This window comes from Rariglobus hedericola, assembly GCF_007559335.1.
Lineage (GTDB): Bacteria > Verrucomicrobiota > Verrucomicrobiia > Opitutales > Opitutaceae > Rariglobus > Rariglobus hedericola.
Genome location: NZ_VMBG01000003.1, coordinates 37,094 through 53,485, shown reverse-complemented (window position 1 = coordinate 53,485; position 16,392 = coordinate 37,094). Strand labels below are relative to the sequence as shown.

The following is a 16,392-nucleotide window of genomic DNA, read 5'->3' as shown; positions in this document are numbered from 1 at the left end:
CCAATGTTCACGCGGGCGACACGTTCGCGTCACACGCGGGTTCACCGCGCGGTTACGAGGACGGTTCCCAGCCTTTGGCGCGGGTGAGGGCGCGTTCCCAGCCGCCGCGCAATGCGGTGATGCGGTCACGTTTTTGCGTCGGTGCGAATGAAGTATCCACCGTCCAATTACGGGCGATCTCATCGCGATCCGACCAGAAGCCGGTGGCAAGGCCGGCCAGGCAGGCGGCGCCCAGCGCGGTGGTTTCGATGCATTTCGGCCGCACCACGGAGGTGTTCAGCAGATCAGCCTGGAACTGGAGCAGAGGATTGCTGCGGGATGCGCCGCCGTCGACGCGCAGTTCCTTGAGCGGAAGTCCGCTGTCTTTTTCCATGCACGAGATGAGATCGGCGGTCTGGAACGCGATGGCTTCAAGCGCCGCGCGGCAAAAGTGTGCGCGGTTCGTGCCTCGGGTGATGCCGACCATCGTGCCGCGTGCATCCGGATCCCAGTGGGGTGCGCCGAGGCCGGAGAATGCAGGCACCAGAAAAAGTCCGCCGGCATCCGGCACCGATGCGGCGAGCCGGTCGAGCTCGGCCGCGTTGCGCACCAGCTGCAGTTCATCGCGCAGCCATTGGATGACCGCGCCACCGATGAACACCGAGCCTTCGAGCGCGTAGTCGGTGCGGCCGCCGATTTTCCAGGCGACGGTGGTGAGGAGGTTGTTGCGCGAGACGACGGGTTTTTCACCCGTGTGCATAAGCGTGAAACAGCCGGTTCCGTAGGTGTTCTTAACCATGCCGGGCGTAAAGCAGGCTTGCCCGAAGAGCGCGGCGTGCTGGTCGCCGGCGACACCGGAAATGGGCGCGCCGGCGGGATAGAGATGGCGGTCAACGTGCCCGTAGATTTCGGAGCACGAGCGGATCTCGGGCAGCAGCGAGCGCGGGATTTTGAACAGTTTCAGGAGATCATCGTCCCAATCGCCGGTGTGAAGATTGCAGAGGAGCGTGCGCGAGGCGTTGGTGACATCGGTGGCGTGGACCTTGCGGCCGGTGAGCTGCCACAGCAGCCAGGTATCGACGGTGCCAAAGAGGAGTTTTCCCGCCTCAGCACGGGCGCGAACGCCGGGAATGGTTTCGAGAATCCAGCGAAGTTTCGTGGCGGAAAAATAAGGGTCGAGGCGCAGGCCGGTTTTTTGAGAAACCAGCGGTTCCAGCCCGTCGCGTTTGAGTTGGGCGCAATAGGCGGCGGTGCGGCGGTCCTGCCAGACGATGGCGTTGCACACGGGCCGGCCGGTGTCGCGGTCCCACACGATGGTGGTCTCGCGTTGATTGGTGATGCCGACGGCGGCGATGTCCTCGGACGATAAGTTGGCGCGGGCGATGGCTTCGGCGGCGGTGGAATTCTGGCTGGACCAGATTTCGAGCGGGTCGTGCTCCACCCAGCCGGGTTGAGGATAATATTGAGTGAACTCCTTCTGAGCGACGGCGACGATGCCGCCATCGTGGTCGAACACGATAGCGCGGGACGACGAGGTGCCTTGATCGAGGGCGAGAATGTAGCGGGGAGTGCTCATGGGGTGGATGAGGCCGAGTGCTTGCGGGTGGACATGGACGTTGGCATTGCGATGCTCACTCGTCCATGCCCATCCCTCCCGTCATCTATGAAGACGACACGCTGATCGCTTTCGACAAGCCGAGCGGGATGCTCGTCGCGCCCGATCGCTGGGATAAGAAGCGCGAAAACCTCATGGGTCTGGTGCACGACAAGATGGGTCACGGCGTGGCCAACGTGCATCGCCTCGATGCGGACACGAGCGGCATCCTCCTGTGCACCAAGGAAAAGTCCGCGCTCGATTTCGTGAGCGGGCAGTTCCAGTCGAAGACGGTCAAAAAAATTTACCACGCGCTCTGCGTCGGCACTCCGGCGGCCGAGCTGTTTGTGCGGTCGGATGATCCGGATGATGAGCCGCCGGAGGGTTTGGCGGACGATGAATTTTTCGTGGATCGCGATTTGATCGACGACGAGGACAACCCCGGGCGCATGCGCACCGTGCGCAAGCACGGCAAGGCCAGCCAGACGGTCGTGAAGGTGTTGGACCGGTTTGGCGGATTTACTTTCGTGGAATGCCGGCCGGTGACCGGCCGCACGCATCAGTTGCGTGTGCACCTGCAATATAGCGGTCTGCCCATTTTGAACGACCCGTTTTATGGTGACGGCGTGACGGAATTGAAACTTTCCCAGCTCAAGCGCGGTTACAAAGGCCGTCTTGACGAGAAGCCCCTCATCAGCCGCCTGGCGCTGCATGCGAGCCGGCTGACCGTAAAGCACCCGATTACCAAGGAGATGATTGTAATCAACGCGCCGCTGCCGAACGAGTTTGAGGTGGCGCTCAAATACCTGCGGAAATTCGCAGCCGCGAGATAAGTGGCTCCCGAAAGCCATGATACGCGTCTTGTTCTCCGGCCTGTTTTATGCAGAATAACTGCAACGCCGGACTTCATGCGCAGGACTCTCCAGCTTCTCGGGCCGTTTCTCGCGGTTCTTGTTTTTATCGCGATGCCCGCTCGCGGCGAGGCTCCGCGTATCGAACTCACTGATACGGAGAAGACCTGGATAAAGGAACATCCGGTTGTTTATTTTGGGTATGACCCGGGTTGGGGGCCGTTCAGCTACAAGGATACCCGCGGGGATTTTGCGGGTATTGACCGGGATTTCCTCAAGCTCCTAGAAGAGCGGCTGGGGCTAAAGTTCCAGCCGGTGCATTCGTCCTCGTGGCCCGAGGCGTATAACAGCGCAAAAGCCGGCGCGGTGGATTTTTTGGTGAGCACGGCGGAAGACGAAGGGCGTGAGCAGGATTTTGTTTTCACCCGCGCCTACAACTCGTTCCCGATGGCCTTTGTGACGCGGCATGATTCGCGGGCGGTGATGTCGATGGATCAATTAAACGGGCGTCGTATGGCGCTGCCCGAGGGTTATGTGGGCTCGTTGGTGCTGGCGCGGGATCATCCGCGTATTGTGCGCGTCATGGTGAAAACCATGGACGAGGCATTTCTGGCTGTGGCGGCGGGACGGGCGGATGTGGCGGTGACCAACATCGCCAATGCCAACTACATCATCAAGTCGCTCGGGCTCTCCAATCTGAAGATCGCCGGAGTGATGCCGTATCTTTTCGATCTGCGTTATGCGGTGCGCAAGGACCAGCCGGTGTTGCGCGACATATTGGATAAAGGCGTGGCATCGCTCAGCGCCAAAGACCGGCAGGAGATCGTGGGGCCGTGGGTGGGCGTGGAGTATGCGCGGATCGTGCGCTGGGATTATGTGATGCGCTGGGTGGCCGGCGGCTTCGTGGTGGCGGGCACGTTCATCGGCGTGATGATCTGGCACAACCGCTGTCTGCGGCGCGAACTGGCGCAACGTGCGCGCGTGCAACGCGAGCTGGAGGCGACGCAACGCAGGCTCGAGGAGTTGAACGAGGAAAAGACCGGTCTCATGCGCATGGCCGCGCACGATCTGCGCAATCCGCTCAACGGACTCATGCTCAACATCGAGATTCTTTCGGATGCCGCGGTGGAGAAGGATCGCGAGCCACTGGACCGGATGATGGGGCTGGCGCACCAGATGATTCACATGATCCGCAACCTGCTCGATGTGCAGGCGCTCGAGGACGGCAAGCGGCGGTTGCGCATCGAGCCGGTCGAGGTGACGAAGGAAGTCGATGATGTGCTGGCCGCGATGCAAACGCTGGCCGCACGCAAGCAGATCACGTTCACCACGGATTTCGCACGCACGGCTCCGCTGGCGCTCGCGGACCGCGCGGCGTTGCGGCAAGTGCTCAATAATCTCGTGGGTAACGCGGTGAAATATTCGCCCTTTGACCGCGTGGTCGCGGTGGAGGTCGAGCCGGCCTTGCAAGGCCGGCTGGTGTTCCGTGTGCGTGATCAAGGGCCGGGCATCGCGCCCGCGGAAATGCCACGGCTGTTTCAGAAATACGTGTGCCTGAGCGCGCGTCCGACCGGCGGCGAACAATCAATCGGCCTGGGGTTGGCGATCGTGAAGCAACTGGTGATCGCGATGGGCGGAACCGTGCGATGCGAGGAGTCACCCGGCGGCGGCGCGGTCTTCATCGTTGAACTCCCGGCGGTGGTCGGAGTGGCGGTGTAGTTCCACCATCTTCGCCGCCACAAATTATTTCAGCTGTTGCAAGGCGGCGCGGGCGCGATCTTTGGCTGCGTCGTCGTGTTTGCCGGTTGAGGGAAGCGCGAGGCCGCGGTTGAAGGCGACGCGCGCATCGGCTTCACGGCCGGCCGCGAGCAAGGCAAAGCCGAGTTCGAGGTGATGCGGCGCGACTTTGGGTGCCAGCGCCACGGCGCGTTCGAGGTGGGTGATTGCTTGATTAAAGGAGGCCTCGGGCAGGCCTCCATAAATGATGCGGACAAAAAAACGCTTGGTCGCTCCCAGTGTGGCGACTTCGTAGTGCCAGCGACCGAGCAGGTGGTGCGCCCAGTCGTAGTCGGGATTGAGCACGAGGGCGCGCTCGGCTTCTTCTTTCACGAGGCGCGAGTAACGGAGCTTGGTGCGGGTATCGCTGTAAACGGCGAGCGTTCCGTGACACACGGCGAGGGAGAGCACGTTTTCAGCGTTGTCGGGTGCGACCGCGACGGAGCGTTGGGCGTAGGCGAGTGCCTGCTCGGCGCGGTGCTTTTTCTCCTCGATGTCGGCGGTGTCGAGGATCGAGTCGGAGTATTGGCGCGCGATTTTTTGGAGGATGAAACCGTCGTTGGGTTTGGCGCGGTCGGCGGCGAGGAAAAGATCCAGCGCGGTTTGTGAGTCGAACTTACTCTCGGCCACCAAGGCGCGCTCAATGAGCGATGGCGCTTCGCCGGCCCAAACCGTGATCGTGGCGGTGGCGAGATGTAATCCTAGCAGCAGGCCGATGAATTTCATCTCAGGGTTTGCGGAAGAGGTAGTGGCTCACGAGCCACTCTTCTCCGTTTTTGTAGCCCCAGAGTTCGGCGCAGCTCATGTAAAACACGCGCCAGTAGCACCACCATTTGAGCGTCTGCTCCTGACCGTAAACATCGCGGAAGAGCGGGATGATCTCGTCTCGGTGTTTGTCCATGTTCTGGAGCCAGTGCTCGGCGGTCTGCTGGTAGTGTCGACCATTGACGCGCCAGTCGGCGATGAGCGTGAGATCGTCTTGAAAGTAACTGAAGAGATTGTGCGCGGGGATTTGTCCGCCGGTGAAAAAATAGCGGCTCATCCAGTCGGTCTTGTCACGCGCGATGAAGTGATAACTCAGGTGGTCGTGCGTGAAGATGTGCGTGAATAGCAGGCCGCCGGGGCGCAGCCAGCGGGCGATATTTTTGAAAAGGAGCTGATAGTTTTTGAGATGCTCGAACATCTCGACCGAGACGACGCGATCAAAGCTGCCCGAGGCGATATCGAACGCGTTGATGTCGCAGGTGATGATGCGGAGATTGGTGATGCCGCGTTTGCGCGCCTCGGTGTCGATGTGCTCCTTTTGCGTGCGCGAATTGGAGATCGCGGTGATGCGGGCATTGGGGAATTTCGCGGCGTTGTAGAGGGCGAGTGAACCCCAGCCGCAACCGAGTTCGAGGATGTCCTGGCCGTCCACGAGCTGCGCGCGATCGGCGTAGAGCGCGAGCATGTGTTCCTCGGCTTCGTCGAGGGTTTCCTTGCCGGTGGGGTAAAGGCAGCCGGAATATTTGAGACGTTTACCGAGGCAATACTGGTAGAAAGGCGTGGGAACCTCGTAGTGTTGCTCGTTGGCAGCGGCGGTTTGCTCGGCGAGCGCACGGGTCTTCAGATCGGTGACGTAGGCATCCGCATTGTAGGTGGCGGACTCGTCTTTAATTCGCTGGGCAAGCAGCCGACGGATACCGATGCGGATGAGCCAGTCGGGGAGCAGGTTTTTTTCGAGAAGGGAGTCGATCATGCGAAGAAGGGGCGGTCAGTTTTTGCGAAACCAAGGAACGAAGACCGGGACGCGTTTTTGATAGGCTCGGTAGGCATCACCGCGCGAGCGGAGTGATTGTTCCTCGGCCATGGGCACTCCTGTTACGCATAGCAGCAGATAAAGGATGCCGGCGGGGCAGATGAAACTGGTCCAGCCCCAGGGCGAGGCGCAGGCGAAGGCAAAATAACCGAGCCAGATGCACCACTCGAAAAAATAGTTGGGGTGACGGCTGTAATGCCACAGGCCGACTTCGCAGACTTTACCTTTGTTGGCGGAGTTTCGCTTGAAGGCGGCGAGTTGGGCGTCGGCCAGGGATTCGCCAAGGAGTGCGAGCAACCAGAGCGCAACACCGGCGTATTCAAGCGGCTGAAATCCTTCGGCGGGATTTCTTGCAATGAGCAAAAAGGGCAGGCCGAGGATGACGACCGAGAGTGCCTGTTGTTGATAGAAGATAAACATCTTCGCGGCAAACCCCTCGGCCCAGCGGGTGCGCATTTCCGTGTAGCGGGTGTCCTCGACCGGGTGATGGCTCATCACGCGGCGGTAGAGATGTGTGCCGAGACGTCCGCTCCAAATTATGACGATGGCCGCGATGGTCCACCGGCGCGGAGCCCAGCCCGACGCTGTGGCTGCATAAAATAGCGCCAGCGCACCGAAGGCGTAGGACCACGTGATGTCCACGATCCCGTAGTTTTCCATGCGACGCGCGAGCGCGTAGGTCGCGGCGAAGATCAATCCCAGCGCGGCCACGGCGAGTGCAATGATGAGAAGCAAGGACATGAATCAGGCGGGTTTGGGGCCACGCAAACGGGCGAGTTTGCGCATGAGCGGGCGCAATGAAAAATAAAGTCCGGCGATGATGAACGGCACGCTGATGACCCAGGCGGTGAAGGCGTGCACGCCGGCCCAGCCGAAGCGGTGAAGGAATTCACGAAACGTGTCGTGGCGGAAGGACGAGATAAGGTCTCCGATGGAGAAGGGATCCTCGCTTGAGCGCCAGATCCACTCACCCACGCGAACATACACGAGGATCATCACGATGTGGAGCGGGGCGAGCAGGTAGTTGACTGCCTGCAGAAGCGGCTGGTTCATCCGAAACCAGAAGCCGATGATGATGTTGAGCGTGGTGGTGAAGCCCAGAAACGGGAACAGCGAGGCGGCGGTGCCCACGGCGACGGTTGAGGCGACTTTGTCAGGCGTGACGCCTTGAGTAAGCAGCGCCATCACAGGGTCGCCAAAGCGGCGTTTCCAGAAGGAACGACGGGGAGAGGTGTCGGACATGGGTTACGAAAAAAGAGGCTGTGCGCCCAGGAGGTAGACACCGACTCCGAGTGTGGCGAGAAGCGCGGGAAGCGTGATCTTTCCAGAGCGGCGCGTGCCGAACACTTCGCCGAGTTGATCGATAGTTTGGATACGAAACAGTTCGATGAGGAAGTAGAGGGCCATCGCGAGGTTGCCCCACAGAATGATGGCGACGAACCACAGGATGCGCGCGGCCAGTGACTGTTCCTTCCACGCCACCCAGACGTAGAACGCGATGAACGCCCAGTAGGCATCAAAGAGCGTGGCGATAAACCACGGGTGGGTGAACACCTCGCGAGGGATGGCGAAGAGTGCGCATTGCGAACTGGCCCAGCCCGTGACGGCGAGCATGGAAGCGATGACGACGAAGAAGAGAGCGCGTAAAAACCAAAGCATGGTGCGTCGAATCAAAGAGCCAGATTGTTGGCGCGTGTGTGGAGGGTCTGGACGACCGAGATGTTGCGCATGGCGAAGGCGGCTTCGCAGTAGCACAGGTAGTAGCGCCATTTGCGGATGAAGCGTTCGTCGAAGCCGAGCTCGATTACGCGGTCGCGCTGATGTTCGAAGGTGTCGCGCCAGAGTCGCAGCGTGCGGGCGTAGTCGGGGCCGAAGTCTTCAATGTGGTGCAGTTGAAAACCGCCGGCGCGTGTCAGCTGCTGGTTGACGCGGTTCAAGGAGAGCAGCAGCGAGCCGGGGAAGATATGCTTCTGGATAAAATCGACGCCTTTGCGGAGCGCTTCGTAGCGATCGTCGGGGCAGGTGATGAATTGAAGGGCGAGCAGGCCGTCGGCCTTCAGGCGCGCGGCGAGGACGTCGCAATAGGACGGGAGATAGTCGTGGCCGATGGCTTCCATCATTTCGATGGAGACGATCTTGTCGTAGGTGCCGGCGTGATCGCGGTAGTCTTCCAAGCGCACATCGATGCGATCACCGAGGCCGGCGGCCTGCACGCGGCTGCGGGCGAGTTCGTATTGTTCCTTCGAGATGGTGAGGGTGGTTACCTTGCAGCCGTAGTTCGAGGCGGCATGCAGGCACCAACCGCCCCAGCCGGTGCCGATTTCGAGCACGCGATCGGTGGACTTGAGACGAAGGGAACGGCAGAGCGCGTCGTTTTTTTCGCGTTGGGCTTCCTGGAGGGAGAATTGTTGAGCGTTGGCCGGCCAGCGTGCGCTCGAATACATCATCGAGGGGTCGAGGAAGAGGGAGAAGAAGTCGTTGGAGAGATCGTAGTGCTCGGCGATGTTGCGACGGGCAGTGGCGCGGGAATTCGGACGCAAGAGGTGGCGCAGGCGGTTGACGAGACGGAGCCAGTTGAGGGGCAGCGCGCTCAGCGTGGTCGCGGTCGAGCCCGAGAGCGTCGGGGCGTGCTCGATGTTGAGCAAAAACCACGACAGGACGCTGGCGAGATCGGGAGTGCTCCAATCGCCGTCGAGGTAGGATTCGGCAAAACCGATATCACCGGAGAGCACGCATTTGCTGAAAAACGCGGGACGGCGCACGCGAATGCAAGCGGTGGCGGAGAGCCCGACCGGCATACGTCGGGTGAGCGCATCGGCATGCGAACCGAATTCGACGAAGCCGCCCTCGGGGAGTTCCACGCGGAGATGGCCGAGCTTCATGTCGCGCAGGGACGCGAGCACCATGCGACGGCACAGGGGACCGCAAGTGTTGGCCGTTTCCAGGTAGGTGGCGGTGGAGTCGAGGGCGGGAGAGTTTTCTTCGCTCATGGCGTGGGGGAGTCGGATTGACGGTGGGAGACGGAGCCGTGAGGACGGTAGAGATCGCGTTGGTCGGCGGCGCGGGCGGCTTTATTAAACCACGGGATTTTTTTGAAATAGAGCAGGAGGGCGTGCCAGTGAATGAGGCCGATGATACGCAGCGTGATGAGAGGATATTTAAGCGTGAACCACGCCAGTCTTGAGTCGGTCAACGGGCGGGCGGGTCCCGTAAGGGTGCTGGTGAGCGTGCGTTGGGTTCCGGCGTAGTCGTCGATTTGAATGGTTAATTTTTCAGACGGTGGACGCAGGTTGAAGTCGAATGCGACGTCCACATCGGAGAACGGCGATACGTAAAAGTTTTTAGGTATGCGCAAGTGAAACGCTCCGGAGTGCCCCGTAGATGCGGACGCGCGAAAGGTTTCCGGACCTAAAAAATACGGCTTCATCTCGCGGAATGTGTTGGTGACCTCGGAGATGGCAGCCACGCAGGTGCCGCTGGCGTCGTAGCAGTAGTAAAACGAAACCGGATTAAACAGGTAGCCGAAGACGCGGGGCAGGGTGATCAGCTCGATCCGCCCGCCCGGCCCGAGATCGACCCCGTGGACCGCGAGATATGCGAGCACACGGCCTTTGAGGCTCAGGCCGGCAGACAGTAACGGAGTGGCAACCGGTGAAGGAACGACGGACGAATCAACCGGTTTGTAACTTATTAAGTTACAAACTGATTTTTCCGATTGGTTGTGAATGGGTTCCGAGGTGGGCAGGTAGTCGTTTTCGCGGAAGGCGTAGAGATTGGCGCGGTTGACGGATAAGAGCTTTAAGTGGCGGTGAAGCGCGGGCAGTTCGTCCAAGTCGATAGCCAGCATGAAAATACGATATGCGAAGCGATGCGGCTTCGGGATGAAGCGGGCATGCATCACGTGGCATTCGTAGATTCGGGAGTTCATGCAGGATCAGGAAACGGCGGACGGTTCACTGATACTACGCATGAATGGGCACACGGGATGCCAGCAAGGGGAGTTTGTGCCCGGTGGCAACCTGCGGCTTATGAAAAGGTAGCGCCTTCAGCTGAAGGTCCCCGAGCTAGCGCGAACGGGTGTGTTCAGCGGACGAACGCATCCTGTTCACGCCGTCCAAGGATCGCGGCCGAGCATCAGTTCGCTGAGCTGCACGGCACTCATGAAGGCGTCTTCGTGGAAACCGTAGCGGAAATAACTGCCGGCAAAATACGTCTCGCTGCGACCGCGAGCCTGTTCGTTGAGCCGGGGGAGTTCACGTTGCGCACGGACCGCACCGAGGCTGAATAGCGGGTGCGTGTAATCGATTCGTTTGATGACCTTGCCGGAGTCGATGGCGTCGGGGCGGTTGATGGTGACAAAGTAGTTTTCGCGGTCGGAGACGCCTTGAAGTTCGTTCATCCAGTAGTGCGTCGCGGGGCTCAGGCGTCCGGCGGAGTCGCGGGTGAGTTGATAGTTCCAAGCTGCGCGGGCGAGCGGGGCTTTGGGCAACACCGAGGCGTCCGTGTGGAGCGTGGCGACGTTGGCTTGGTATTTGAATTCGCCGAGCAGGCGGACTTCGTCGGGCGTGGGGTTGACGAGGAGACGCAGGGCTTGGTCGGCGTGGGTGGCGACGATCACCTGGTCAAACGCGTGCGTGGCACCGTCGGCGGTCATCAGGGTGACTCCGCGTCCCGCGCCGTTGCGGATGATGCGCACGGCGGCGCGGCCTAGCTGGATCGAGCCGCGGAAGGGCGCGATGAGGCGGTCGCGGTATTGGCGCGAGCCACCGTCGACGGTCATCCATTGGTGCTGGGTGTTGAGGCCGAGAAAGCCGTGGTTGTGGAAAAACCGCAGCAGGCTCGCGGCGGGAAACGACAGCATGAGCTCGGGAGGCGTGCTCCACACGGCGCTGCTCATCGGCACGAGGTAGAGGTTAAAAAAATCCTCCCCGTAACCGCGGCGGCGCACGTATTCGCCGAGGGTGATCTCAGTTGTGGCCGGATCATCGAGGGCGGCGACGGCCTCTTTGTTAAAGCGGTTGATCGCCGCGAGCATCTTGAGGAAGCGCAGGTTGATCAGGTTTTTGCGCTGGGCGAAAAGGTGGTTGAGCGAAGTGCCGGCCCACTCGAGTCCGCTGGCGTCGTCGCGCACGGAGAACGACATGGTGGTCTTCTTCACGGGCACCTGGAGTTGCGCGAAAAGGCGCGTGAGGAGCGGGTAGGTGGCCTCGTTGTAAACCATGAAGCCGGTGTCGATCGGCACGAGTCGGGCGGTGCCGGGCTCGACGGCGTCGACGGTGTTGGTGTGGCCGCCGACGTAATCGTTGGCCTCAAAAATCGTAAGGTCGTGGTGGCGGTGCAGGAAGTGGGCTGAACCCATGCCGGCGATGCCGGTGCCGATGATGGCGAGACGTGACATAGGAAGGAATCGGTGGATCGCGAAAGGGTTAAAGCACGCAGGGTGCGCAACCTGTTACGGCTGCGCACCCTGCGGGGATGCCTGAAAACGCGGGGAATTTACCGGGCGTTATCGGTGTCCGTGGAGACTGCCGGCGTGTGCGCGGTCGGGGCCTTGCGGTCGAGTTCGTGGGCGAGCTCGGTGAGGTCCTTGTGCATCGCGGCGCTGTCGGGCTTTTGCGGGATCTGGGTGTTGGCGGCGTTGACCGTGGCAACCGCGATGGCAGCGGCGGCGGGCAGCACATGACGCAGGGACGAGGCGTGCTCGGGGCGGACTTGCGAGCTGGCTTGGGCGGCGGCGACGGAGGCTTCGTGTTCGGCGCGCATGCCTTCGTCGAGGACGGATTGCGGCACATTTTTGAGACCCCAAATCAGGCCGGTCCAGGAGAGAACCTTGAGGCCGTAGTAAGTCGGGTCGATTTCCCACCAATAGAAACCGTTGCGCGTGGCGCTTTGGTAGCGGTGGTGGTTGTTGTGCCAGCCTTCGCCGAGGCAGATGATCGCGAGGATGAAGCTGTTGCGCGAATCGTCGTCGGTCTTGTAGCGGCGTTTACCCATGAGATGGGCCATCGAGTTAATACAGGCGGTGCCGTGGAAGAGGGCCGTGGTGCTCACGAAGAAGCCCCACACGAGCATCTGCCAGCCGTTGGTGCCGAGGCCGGGGGCGAACTTTTCGAGGAGGGCGCCGATGCCGAACATCGAGGCAGCATAGAGGATGGGAACAACGAGATCGAAGCGGTTAAGCCAGACGAGTTCGGGGAACTTCTGGAGGTCTTTGATCTTCGAATAATCGGTCGGGAAATTACGGCGCGAAGTGATCCAGCCGATGTGCGACCACAGGAAACCGTGAACGTGCGGTGAGTGTGCGTCCTCTGGATCGTCGGAGTGTTGGTGGTGATGGCGATGATGATACGCCCACCAGAGCGAACCGCGTTGCACCGTGGTGCCGGCCCAGAGTGCCAGGAAAAACTGACCTGCACGCGAGGTGCTGTAGGTTTTGTGCGAGAAATAGCGGTGGTGAATACCGGTGACGGCAAACATGCGCACAAAATAAAGGAATACGGCGGCCCAGGCGGCGAACGCGCTCACGCCCACCCAAATGATGCCGAAGCAACCGAGGTGGAGGATGGCGAATGGCATAACGCGCACCCAATCAACCTTGTCGGGTTCGTTGCGCATTTTCTCGGCGCCTTCAGGGCAGTAATCGGAGTCGATCCATTGCGTCACGGCAGTGGCCGCACGGCGGAAAAACGAGGGACGGGATGAAACGGAATCAGTCACAGGCGGAGTGGATTAAAGAGTATTAAGGAATAGCCTGTGACCCATCGGCGCAAGCCGTGTTTCCCTGAAAGGCATTACAATAATGATACGATTTTCGCGGCAGAATAGTTGCATGAAGTGTGACCGCCGATGCGAGTCTCGCAGCTTGCGCCGGTGAATGCGTATGCCTTCACTCCGCGGCACATGAGCCAACCCGCCGACCAAGCACCGGTTAAGAAAAGTGAGATCTTTGGTTGGTGCTGTTTCGACTTCGCGAATTCGGCGTTTACGACGATCATCATCACGGCGGTCTACTTCGTGTATTTCCAAAAGGTCGTGATGTCGGGAGCCGCCGAAGCCTCGACTTGGTGGGGCGTGGCGCTGGCCGTTTCACAATTAGGCGCAATCATCGTGTCACCGTTTATCGGCGCGCTGGCCGACGTGCAGGCCAGTAAGAAAAAATTTCTGATGGCGACCGCGATCGTGTGTTCACTGGCGACGGCCAGTCTTTATTTTGTCGGTCCGGGCGAGCCGTTGCTCGCGCTCGTGCTCGTGGTGCTCGCGAATTTCGCTTTCTCGTTGAGCGAGACACTGTGCGCCGGATTCCTGCCCGAGATCAGCACGCCGCAAAATGCCGGACGCATTTCCGGTTATGGTTGGAGTTTCGGGTATTTTGGCGGCCTCCTGAGTCTGGTGCTGGCGCTGCTGATCATTAAAAGCGGGGAAGGGCGCGTGCCGTGGACCTTTGTGATGACGGGCGTGTTTTTTATGCTGGCGAGCCTGCCGACCCTGCTGCTTGTGCGTGAACGTGCACGTCCGCGCACGCTGGCGCCGGGGCGGACTTTGTTCGCGGAGGCCTGGGGTGCGAATCTGCGTTCGCTGCGTGAACTGCCGAGTCATCGCACGCTGGCGGCGTTTCTGGTGTCGCTCATGTTTTCCACGGCTGGCCTCGTGGCCGTGGTGGCATTTGCAGGCGGCTATGCCGATGGCGTGCTCAAAATGACGCCGGAAGAATTCATCAAATTGCTCGTGGTTTTGCAGCTGTCCGGTGTCGCGGGCGCTTATGGCTTCGGTCTTTTGCAGGATCGCGCAGGTCCCAAGTTCGCCCTGTCGCTTTCGCTCATCCTGTGGATCTTCGTGTGCGTGGCCGGCGCGTATTGCTCCAGCAAACTGCAGTTTTACGGGATCGGCGCGCTGGCGGGCATTGCGATGGGTGCGTTGCAATCCGCCGGACGTGCGGTGGTGTCCACGCTCACACCTGAAGGACGCGGCGGAGAGTTTTTTGGCTTCTGGGGATTCTTCACCAAGCTGGCGGGCGTGATCGGTCAGCCGGTGTTCGGTGTGTTGGCGACGCACTTTGGCTTTCGCACGGCGATTCTCGTCAACGCCGGTTTCTTCGTGGTGGGCTTGGTGATCCTGCTTCCATTGTCGCTGACGCCGTCGGTCGCCGTCGCGCGTAACGAGACTTGAGTGGTGCGCGTATGCGGCTGGTTACTCGCCGAGGTTTTTTGCCACTGCGCGCACGATCGGGATAAACGCCTCGGCCGCCGGCCGCGTGTGAACGCCATGTAACGTCAGAAAACCGATCTGGCGCTTAGGGGTGGGGCGGATGATCCGCACCACGGCGTAGTCTTTGGCGACGCGGCCCCACAATGCCGACGACGGCACGATGCCCAGTCCGCTGCCCGCCGCCACCATGTGCAGCAGCATGTCGACCGAGCTGAGTTCCAACGCGAAGTTCGGGGTGCGCCGGACCTTGGCGAAGGCCTTTAACAGCAGGGTTCGCGTGCCGTAGCCGGGCGGCGGCACCAGCAGCGGACGCGTGCTGATTTCTTCCATTGTGGCGGATTCCCGCCGTGCCAGCCGGTCGGAAGTGGCCACCACCGCTACCAGTTCCTCGGCATAAAGCGATTGGTGCCTCAGGCTGGTCTCGGCTGGGGGCGTATGGCCGATCCCCAGCTCCACCGTGCCCATCACGAGCGCGCGCTCCATCTCGTCGACCGACATCTCAAGTATCCGGACTTGGATACCGGAGTAATCTTCATGGAATTTTTCCAGCGCGAGCGGCAGTAACTGATGAGTGACCGAGGGCAGCACCGCCACGGTGAGCGAACCTCGTTTCAAATCACTAAGGTCGTCCAGCGAGCTCCGCAGGTTTTCCATTTCCGCGAGCACGCGGCGCACGTAAGGCAGCAGCATTTCGCCCGCCGAGGTAAGGCGGCAGCGCCTCCGTGCGCGGTCGAACAGCGGCACGCCGAGCGCCTTTTCCATTTGGTGAATTTGCTGTGAAAGCGTCGGCTGCCGCAGGCCGATCACCGCGGCCGCGCGCGTGAAACTCCCGTGTTGCGCCAGTGCCTGGAAGTAAAGGAGGTGCCGCAATTCGACGGCATGATTGAGTATAGATGGCATCTATGGAGAGTATAGTTGGTGCCATTAGTAAGCTGGTATCGTGCCTGCTATCTTCGAAGCGGTTCGCCATCTTCCACATGAATACAACGCACAACTACAACCGCCGCGATTTCATGAAAATCGCCGGCACCGCCGCCGCCGGCCTTGCCTTCACCTCCCTGCCCTCCACCTCGTTTGCCGCCAGCAAGCGCGACAAGGAGCTCAACATTCTCTGCTGGGAGGGCTACAACAGTGACAACGTCCTGAATCCTTTCCGTGGCATGCACAAGGGGCTCAGTTTGAAAGCCGAGTCCGGCACCGACGATCCGAGCATGATCAACAAGCTCCGCGCCGGCGAAATCAAGGTCTGGGACCTGATCAATCTCAACCAATGCTGGGCCCGCGAGCAGATGTGGAAGGAGAAGCTCATCAAGCCGCTCGATCGTAAGCGCTTCGAGCCCTACATCGAAAAGATGATGCCCATGTTCTATAACAAGACGATGGGTATTAACCCCTTTGCCCTCTCGCCCGACGGCAAGGAACTCATCGGCATGATGCAGCGCTTCGGCCCGATGAACTTTGTCGTCAATACCAAGAAAATTTCCGTCAAGACCGCCGAGGACCAAGGCCTGCCCATGTTCCTCGATCCGAAAATGAAGGGCAAATACGGCCTGCTCGCGTGGGACAACTGGAACGTGATGCACATGTGTATCACCGCCGGTTTCTCGCCCTACAAGATGCACACGCCCGAGGAGGTCGAGCTCTTCAAAAAGACCGCGCAAACTCTCTTCGCCAACGCCAAGATGATCGGCGGCGATCCCGCCCAGCTCAACCAGGCGCTCATCAACGGCGAGATCGACGCCATCTACAGCGGCGGCACCTACACGTGCTCCGTCGCCCGCAAGGAAGGCTTCAGCGAGGTCTATCACGTCTCGCCGCTAAGGGGACCGCTCGAGGGCGGCAAGGGTTCGCTCCAGTGGTTCGAGGTCACATCAGTCGTCAACAATCCCGACGTCAGCCCGCTCGCCGAGGACTTCCTCGAATACGTGCAGCGTCCCGACATCTGCCATACCGTCGCCATGGCCGAGGCTTCGCATAATCCCGTCACCCAGATGTCGCAGCCCGAGGTCTTCGCCAAGTTCAAGAAAGACGAACTCAACTGCTTCCAGTGGGACACGCTCGAGGCCGATATGACGCGCAGCGTCGATTACCAAGTCGTGCCCGACAACGACCTGCTCACCTCGATCTACAACGAGGCCAAGCGCACTCGCGAGGGCTGAGTTCCTGGCCTCCTGTTGTTTGTTTCCTTC

15 protein-coding genes are annotated in these 16,392 nt (G+C 60.6%); 4 read left to right on the top strand and 11 right to left on the bottom strand.

Annotation, left to right across the window (positions count from 1 at the left end; translation table 11 throughout):
- Window positions 1-52: 52 nt before the first annotated feature.
- A complete protein-coding gene (gene glpK, locus FPL22_RS15930) occupies window positions 53-1,555 on the bottom strand; it encodes a glycerol kinase GlpK (RefSeq protein WP_144354026.1) in 1,503 nt (500 codons plus the stop codon).
- Window positions 1,556-1,620: 65 nt separating this feature from the next.
- Between glpK and FPL22_RS15925 the strand changes: the two genes are divergently transcribed.
- Together FPL22_RS15925 and FPL22_RS15920 are read left to right on the top strand one after the other, a co-directional pair.
- Window positions 1,621-2,406 (top strand): RluA family pseudouridine synthase, encoded by a 786-nt coding sequence (locus FPL22_RS15925; protein WP_144354025.1) that lies wholly within the window; start codon window positions 1,621-1,623, stop codon window positions 2,404-2,406.
- 75 nt (window positions 2,407-2,481) lie between these two features.
- Window positions 2,482-4,143, top strand: coding sequence for an ATP-binding protein (locus tag FPL22_RS15920; RefSeq protein WP_144354024.1), 1,662 nt, complete (start codon window positions 2,482-2,484; stop codon window positions 4,141-4,143).
- A gap of 24 nt (window positions 4,144-4,167) precedes the next feature.
- Here FPL22_RS15920 and FPL22_RS15915 read toward each other — a convergent pair whose 3' ends face one another.
- From FPL22_RS15915 to FPL22_RS15875, 9 genes are all read right to left on the bottom strand, one after another.
- On the bottom strand, window positions 4,168-4,926 hold the full coding sequence (locus FPL22_RS15915; protein WP_144354023.1) for a hypothetical protein: 759 nt from the start codon (window positions 4,924-4,926) through the stop codon (window positions 4,168-4,170).
- A gap of 1 nt (window position 4,927) precedes the next feature.
- Window positions 4,928-5,938: an SAM-dependent methyltransferase gene (locus tag FPL22_RS15910; protein WP_144354022.1), complete on the bottom strand. Its 1,011-nt coding sequence runs from the start codon at window positions 5,936-5,938 to the stop codon at window positions 4,928-4,930.
- A gap of 15 nt (window positions 5,939-5,953) precedes the next feature.
- Window positions 5,954-6,739: a DUF1295 domain-containing protein gene (locus tag FPL22_RS15905; protein ID WP_144354021.1), complete on the bottom strand. Its 786-nt coding sequence runs from the start codon at window positions 6,737-6,739 to the stop codon at window positions 5,954-5,956.
- Between the two features lie 3 nt (window positions 6,740-6,742).
- Window positions 6,743-7,240 carry a DUF2062 domain-containing protein gene (locus tag FPL22_RS15900; RefSeq protein WP_144354020.1) on the bottom strand — a complete coding sequence of 166 codons (498 nt, stop codon included), beginning with the start codon at window positions 7,238-7,240 and terminating at the stop codon, window positions 6,743-6,745.
- 3 nt (window positions 7,241-7,243) lie between these two features.
- A complete protein-coding gene (locus tag FPL22_RS15895; RefSeq protein WP_144354019.1) occupies window positions 7,244-7,657 on the bottom strand; it encodes a DUF1475 family protein in 414 nt (137 codons plus the stop codon).
- A gap of 11 nt (window positions 7,658-7,668) precedes the next feature.
- Entirely contained in the window at window positions 7,669-8,988 is a 1,320-nt protein-coding gene (locus FPL22_RS15890) for an SAM-dependent methyltransferase (RefSeq protein ID WP_144354018.1), read from the bottom strand.
- Complete coding sequence (locus FPL22_RS15885) at window positions 8,985-9,926, bottom strand: DUF1365 domain-containing protein (RefSeq protein ID WP_144354017.1); 942 nt, start codon at window positions 9,924-9,926, stop codon at window positions 8,985-8,987. Before FPL22_RS15885 ends, FPL22_RS15890 begins: the two co-directional genes overlap by 4 nt.
- 177 nt (window positions 9,927-10,103) lie before the next feature.
- Window positions 10,104-11,396, bottom strand: coding sequence for an NAD(P)/FAD-dependent oxidoreductase (locus FPL22_RS15880; RefSeq protein WP_144354016.1), 1,293 nt, complete (start codon window positions 11,394-11,396; stop codon window positions 10,104-10,106).
- Window positions 11,397-11,494: 98 nt separating this feature from the next.
- Window positions 11,495-12,715, bottom strand: coding sequence for an acyl-CoA desaturase (locus tag FPL22_RS15875; protein WP_203235177.1), 1,221 nt, complete (start codon window positions 12,713-12,715; stop codon window positions 11,495-11,497).
- 183 nt (window positions 12,716-12,898) lie between these two features.
- On the opposite strand from FPL22_RS15875, the gene FPL22_RS15870 reads away from it, so the two are divergent.
- Window positions 12,899-14,164, top strand: a complete 1,266-nt coding sequence (locus FPL22_RS15870; protein ID WP_162525337.1) for an MFS transporter — start codon at window positions 12,899-12,901, stop codon at window positions 14,162-14,164.
- A 21-nt stretch (window positions 14,165-14,185) separates the two neighbouring features.
- Here the strand turns inward: FPL22_RS15870 and FPL22_RS15865 are convergent, their stop codons facing one another.
- Window positions 14,186-15,103 carry a LysR substrate-binding domain-containing protein gene (locus FPL22_RS15865; RefSeq protein WP_144354014.1) on the bottom strand — a complete coding sequence of 306 codons (918 nt, stop codon included), beginning with the start codon at window positions 15,101-15,103 and terminating at the stop codon, window positions 14,186-14,188.
- A gap of 77 nt (window positions 15,104-15,180) precedes the next feature.
- Between FPL22_RS15865 and FPL22_RS15860 the strand changes: the two genes are divergently transcribed.
- Window positions 15,181-16,362, top strand: a complete 1,182-nt coding sequence (locus tag FPL22_RS15860) for an ABC transporter substrate-binding protein (RefSeq protein WP_144354013.1) — start codon at window positions 15,181-15,183, stop codon at window positions 16,360-16,362.
- Window positions 16,363-16,392: the final 30 nt, after the last annotated feature.

Coding starts and splice junctions, on each gene's coding strand:
- glpK (WP_144354026.1), bottom strand. CDS start 1,555: ATGAGCACTCCCCGCTACATTCTCGCCCTCGATCAAGGCACCTCGTCG.
- FPL22_RS15925 (WP_144354025.1), top strand. CDS start 1,621: ATGCCCATCCCTCCCGTCATCTATGAAGACGACACGCTGATCGCTTTC.
- FPL22_RS15920 (WP_144354024.1), top strand. CDS start 2,482: ATGCGCAGGACTCTCCAGCTTCTCGGGCCGTTTCTCGCGGTTCTTGTT.
- FPL22_RS15915 (WP_144354023.1), bottom strand. CDS start 4,926: ATGAAATTCATCGGCCTGCTGCTAGGATTACATCTCGCCACCGCCACG.
- FPL22_RS15910 (WP_144354022.1), bottom strand. CDS start 5,938: ATGATCGACTCCCTTCTCGAAAAAAACCTGCTCCCCGACTGGCTCATC.
- FPL22_RS15905 (WP_144354021.1), bottom strand. CDS start 6,739: ATGTCCTTGCTTCTCATCATTGCACTCGCCGTGGCCGCGCTGGGATTG.
- FPL22_RS15900 (WP_144354020.1), bottom strand. CDS start 7,240: ATGTCCGACACCTCTCCCCGTCGTTCCTTCTGGAAACGCCGCTTTGGC.
- FPL22_RS15895 (WP_144354019.1), bottom strand. CDS start 7,657: ATGCTTTGGTTTTTACGCGCTCTCTTCTTCGTCGTCATCGCTTCCATG.
- FPL22_RS15890 (WP_144354018.1), bottom strand. CDS start 8,988: ATGAGCGAAGAAAACTCTCCCGCCCTCGACTCCACCGCCACCTACCTG.
- FPL22_RS15885 (WP_144354017.1), bottom strand. CDS start 9,926: ATGAACTCCCGAATCTACGAATGCCACGTGATGCATGCCCGCTTCATC.
- FPL22_RS15880 (WP_144354016.1), bottom strand. CDS start 11,396: ATGTCACGTCTCGCCATCATCGGCACCGGCATCGCCGGCATGGGTTCA.
- FPL22_RS15870 (WP_162525337.1), top strand. CDS start 12,899: ATGAGCCAACCCGCCGACCAAGCACCGGTTAAGAAAAGTGAGATCTTT.
- FPL22_RS15865 (WP_144354014.1), bottom strand. CDS start 15,103: ATGCCATCTATACTCAATCATGCCGTCGAATTGCGGCACCTCCTTTAC.
- FPL22_RS15860 (WP_144354013.1), top strand. CDS start 15,181: ATGAATACAACGCACAACTACAACCGCCGCGATTTCATGAAAATCGCC.